Origin of the sequence: Marinicella litoralis, assembly GCF_002591915.1 — a bacterium.
Lineage (GTDB): Bacteria > Pseudomonadota > Gammaproteobacteria > Xanthomonadales > Marinicellaceae > Marinicella > Marinicella litoralis.
The window spans coordinates 1-2,304 of sequence record NZ_NIHB01000013.1 but is presented as its reverse complement, the minus strand read 5'-3'; the positions used below and the strand labels follow the sequence as shown (position 1 = coordinate 2,304).

Genomic DNA, 2,304 nt, shown 5'->3' with positions numbered 1-2,304 from the left:
CGTTGCTGTGACATCATTGGCACCGTTGGTGTCCAAACTCAATACGCCAGAATCAGGTGCTTGGGTATCAAGATCAATACTCCAAACGCCCGTTGGGCTGGCTGTGGTTGTATAAGTGGCACCGCCGACTTGAACGGTCACTGTACTGTTGGCCTCAGCCGTACCTGAAATCACAGGAGTCACGTCATTGGTTAACAATGGAGTGACAGTTGGAACATCAGGAGCCGATGTATCAATACCACCTAATTCGGTGGTTTGTGGAGAGGTGTTGCCGGCAGGATCATCTTGGGTGGCCATGATGTCATCGCCATCAACCACTGGACCTGACAAGGTACAAGACCAAGTGNGAACGGTCACTGTGCTGTTGGCCTCAGCCGTACCTGAAATCACAGGAGTCACGTCATTGGTTAACAATGGAGTAACAGTTGGAACATCAGGAGCCGATGTATCAATACCACCTAATTCAGTGGTTTGTGGAGAGGTGTTGCCGGCAGGATCATCTTGGGTGGCCATGATGTCATCGCCATCAACCACTGGACCTGACAAGGTACAAGACCAAGTGCCATCCAGTTGCACAACGGCGGTACAAGTACCTGACCCACCTGTGGTTACAGTCACTGTGGCACCAGGTTCGCCAGTACCTGTGACTGGTGCACCATTGGTTGGTACATTAATAACAGGAGCCGCTGGTGCTGTGGTATCTACATTGAGCACTATGGAATCATTACCAGAGGAATTGCTGCCGTATGTAGCAATTGCGGTCAGTGTATTATTGCCTTCATTAAGTGCTGGTGAGATATTACATGACCAAGCACCTGTATTGAAATCTGCAGTGGTTGTACAAGATTCACCATTAGGTCCAGTTACTGTAATTGTAACGCCTGGTTCAGCTGTGCCTGAGACAGTCGGTGTGTTATCTGTAGTGGTTGCACCATCGGAGGGTGCTGTTATTACAGGGTCAGATGGGGTGTAATTGTTTTCATTATACTGGGCAGCTGCATGCGCAAACATATTAAGTGCGACATGATCTTGATCGGTATTGTTACCATTGCCATTTGAGACCTGTGACCCAACAGTGTCAACATCGGCCACAAAAAGTGCATAGCCGTTACCTGTGGGACGATCTAAAACGGTTGCATTTGAGTTACTTGATTCAGTTGCAAGAACTGTGGCGCCAGAAGTATTGCTGTAATATGCTTGCTGTAAATTGGTTAACAGTCCATTTGCTGTACCGAATGGGCCGTTAAATATTGGATGTACCAAGCCGGCAGCAGTGGCATCCCATGGAGTTGAACCTGAGTTGACAGTTGGGTGTCCAAAACTCGCACTTTCTGCAAAAGCATTCACTGCTGAGTTGTCATCAAAAGACATCAATGTTCCACCAGTGGTATTGACCCAAGTGTACATGGCAGTAATTTCTGCAGCCGTTATACCGCTATCATACACATATCCTTTGAAAAAGATTTCACAACCATTGGCCGCTAAACTGGCAGCAGTAATAGATCCGGAAGGTCCGAAGGCATCCACGATTGTGAATGTAATCGGCTCTATACCTGTTGGGCTAAAATTGTCAGGGTTCAGAAGTTTAGCTCTGAGGTTAACTGCTTCTGCACCATTAAGTGTCCCCGTTCCCCAATTAGAGAATTCAGGTACTCTCGCAGCGTCCGAATCAACACTACATATGGTAATATTTGGCCCCGCAGCATGGCTGGGGAAAGAAAAAGAAAATGCTAATAACAGCAATGCCATTAATGGCACAGATTTAAATTTATTCATTTAACTCTCACACATGGTTATAATTGAGCTGATTCTACAACAATTGTGCTTCTTATATTTTGGCTGAGTTAAGAAAAGTGTAGAACAGTTCACGTATTTGGCTCTAATATGGGGTTATGTAACAATTGTTTACTTTAGTTGTACTCAAAAAACGCTTTGTTGACAAATGATGCCACAGGTTTTGTTTTTTTAATCCTTGGCATTGGGAATCGACTCGTCATCTTTGTCTAATAAAGTGGTTTCTGAGCTGTCAGAGACGCGGTGGATAATTAAAATAGAATTGTACAGTTTCATTGTGACATCAATCAAATCAATGATGTCTTCATCTGCAAACTTAATCATTTGCGCGGATTGTTTGGTGTTACCTAGATTGGTGTAAAAATTATCAAATTCATTGCAGCAGTTTGAAAAATGGTTCCAACAGGCCAGAACCGCTGAACTAAAAGAAGTCAATGCCATGAGTATAGCCACGGTTAGAGCCGATGGTATGCCACAGGTCAGAACGGTGTTGTTGAAAATATTTGATGA

Annotated in this window: 2 protein-coding genes; both read right to left on the bottom strand. The window is 44.6% G+C overall.

Annotation, left to right across the window (positions count from 1 at the left end; translation table 11 throughout):
* Positions 1–1,011: Ig-like domain-containing protein (locus CCS90_RS15255; RefSeq protein ID WP_442757018.1), on the bottom strand; the 1,011-nt coding region annotated here is incomplete at its 3' end.
* Positions 1,012–1,965: 954 nt separating this feature from the next.
* On the bottom strand, positions 1,966–2,118 hold the full coding sequence (locus CCS90_RS15010; protein ID WP_180236551.1) for a hypothetical protein: 153 nt from the start codon (positions 2,116–2,118) through the stop codon (positions 1,966–1,968).
* Positions 2,119–2,304: the final 186 nt, after the last annotated feature.

Coding starts and splice junctions, on each gene's coding strand:
- CCS90_RS15010 (WP_180236551.1), bottom strand. CDS start 2,118: ATGATTAAGTTTGCAGATGAAGACATCATTGATTTGATTGATGTCACA.